The following is a 2,171-nucleotide window of genomic DNA, read 5'->3' as shown; positions in this document are numbered from 1 at the left end:
TGCGGTTGAGTGTGTGTGTAGCTACCACCAGTTTGTGCTGTTCGTCTACAGCAGCTTGTAGGTTATAACTCACTTCTACTACTTGTCCTTGTACCAATAAGGCTCTGGCGTCTGTGTCAGTCGTACTTACCTGGGGTTCGTCTGTAGTCGAAAGCTGCTTTTCCAGTGTTTCATATTTGATTTTGGCTCCAGCAAGACGTTCTATTTTGGCCTGAACATGTTTTACATCTAAACCAGTGTTTTGCTTATCATTTTCTTCTAACTGCTTTAAGTATTCCGTGGTCTTTTCTTCGATATAAGCTAAATGGCGGTCTATTTTCTTTTGATTATAGTTGTTCTTCTTGGAATTACTTGCTCTTACTTTAGTACCATCAATGGCTACTGTACGCCCTCCAATTAGCTCACATTCTTTTAAAAATAGTACAAAGAGTTTGAACGTGTTTTTTAGGGCCTTAGGATTGTCTTTTCGGAAGTCAGCTATGCTGTGGTAATTAGGCTGCTGACCGCAAAGCAGCCAAAAAACCTCTACATTACGCACGCATTCCCTCTCAAGCTTGCGGCTGCTGCGTAAACCGTTTAGGTAGCCGTATAAATAAAGCTTTAAATATAATGAGTGCTCAAAAGTAGGTCGGCCTTCAGTTTTGAAAGTTTGAGAAATGAAGCCAAGTTTAGTCATCTCTAGTTTATCAACAAAGGCGTCAATAAACCGAACAGGATTATCATTGTTGATTCGCTCCTCAAAACTAGAAAACTGGACTTGATTTCGGTCTGTTTTTGATTGAATTGGCAAGGCAGAAAGCGTTTTTTGATGTATTAAAAATACAAAAACTCTGTATGTTTTCAAAACCTTTTATTTAGTTTTGTAAAGGCAGTTTTTTCACAGACTGCCGTTGGCGGTCAGCCGAAAAACAAAAAACATCATAGACAAATGAAGCCATTTTTTACTATTGTGCTATTGACAATGACTTTTTACTCCTTTGGACAGACAAGTAAACAGACTATTTCAAAAAATAAATTAGATTCTTTGAAAGTAGTACTTGAAGAAATGGTTGACAAAGACCAAAATATAAGAAGAATTTTGATTGATTCAATTGGTTTGGATTCTCCCAACGCTGGACCTTACCTAAACCGAATGATGGAAATTGATTCCGAAAATCAAGAAAAACTATCATTAATTTTGGACAATTATGGTTGGATTGAACAAAGTAAAATAGGATTGAAAGCATCAGATGCCTTCTTTTATGTAATTCAACATTCAAACCAATCTTTAATAATAAAGTGGTTTCCTGAATTTAAAAGATTAGCAAATATCGGCGAAGCGAACAAAGTTAGTTGTGCTATGATGGAAGACCGACTTTTAATGTGGCAGGGTAAAAAACAAATTTATGGAAGTCAGGCAAACATTTTCAGGGAAGATAAACAATTGGCAATATGGCCAATACAAGACCCAAAAAATGTAAACAAAAGACGAATGAAAATTGGATTTGAATTAACCGTTGAGAAAAATGCGGAGAGATTAAAAGCACTTTACAACGTTAACGAAAAACTACCTAAAAATAGCAAGAAATAAAACGGCCGAACCGCCAATCGAGTAGCCTGCCCCACTAGGAAACCCTAGCAGGGAGAGGCTCTCACACCACTGTACGTACGGGTCTCGTATACAGCGGTTCATTAAACATCGGACTTACCTTTTCATAGTAATCGTTCATACTTTCGTATCCCCTTTTTCTTAGGCGTTCTAGTGTGATAGTTGTTACCATTATAGGACTTTGGGCTATTACCCATCCTCCTTTTCGGGTTCTGCTAAATTGGTAGGCTTTACTTGGTGGAACTCCCAGTCGTATCAAGTTCTTACGTTTCCGTTCTGGCTTTTTCCAGTCTGTCCAAATGCAATATCGTAAACGGTTTCTTGTCCAACTGTCTATGCTTTTGAGTTTGCTGCCTATATTTCCAAGTTTGAAATAGTTGACCCATCCTCGTTGCAGTAGTTTCAGTTTTGTGTTACGTTCATCGAAACTCAATGGTGCAGTTTTGCGTGTTACTTCCTTGATACTTGCTTTTAGCTTCTTCCAGCTTTTGTCTAGTACTACTATCTGATATTTGCCTTTTGCTCCGTTCTCAAAGCTAGACGTAAAGCCATGTCCCAATATTTGGAAGCTTGAAGGACGTCT

Annotated in this window: 3 protein-coding genes; 1 reads left to right on the top strand and 2 read right to left on the bottom strand. The window is 38.1% G+C overall.

Annotation, left to right across the window (positions count from 1 at the left end; translation table 11 throughout):
* Positions 1-844 (bottom strand): transposase (locus EGI31_RS14490; RefSeq protein ID WP_255037902.1); only part of this gene is annotated, 844 nt, incomplete at its 3' end.
* Positions 845-928: 84 nt separating this feature from the next.
* Here EGI31_RS14490 and EGI31_RS14485 point away from each other — a divergent pair.
* Positions 929-1,570 carry a DUF6624 domain-containing protein gene (locus tag EGI31_RS14485; RefSeq protein ID WP_255037918.1) on the top strand — a complete coding sequence of 214 codons (642 nt, stop codon included), beginning with the start codon at positions 929-931 and terminating at the stop codon, positions 1,568-1,570.
* A gap of 61 nt (positions 1,571-1,631) precedes the next feature.
* Here EGI31_RS14485 and EGI31_RS14480 read toward each other — a convergent pair.
* Positions 1,632-2,171, bottom strand: a 540-nt coding sequence (locus tag EGI31_RS14480) for a group II intron maturase-specific domain-containing protein (protein ID WP_310586219.1), incomplete at its 5' end; no start/stop codon positions are given.

The organism is Lacihabitans soyangensis, assembly GCF_024343775.1.
GTDB classification, from domain to species: Bacteria; Bacteroidota; Bacteroidia; order Cytophagales; family Spirosomataceae; genus Leadbetterella; species Leadbetterella soyangensis.
This window is presented reverse-complemented; position numbering and strand designations above follow the sequence as displayed.

Excerpts from the sequence above, each read along its gene's own strand:
- EGI31_RS14485 (WP_255037918.1), top strand. The coding sequence starts at position 929 with ATGAAGCCATTTTTTACTATTGTGCTATTGACAATGACTTTTTACTCC.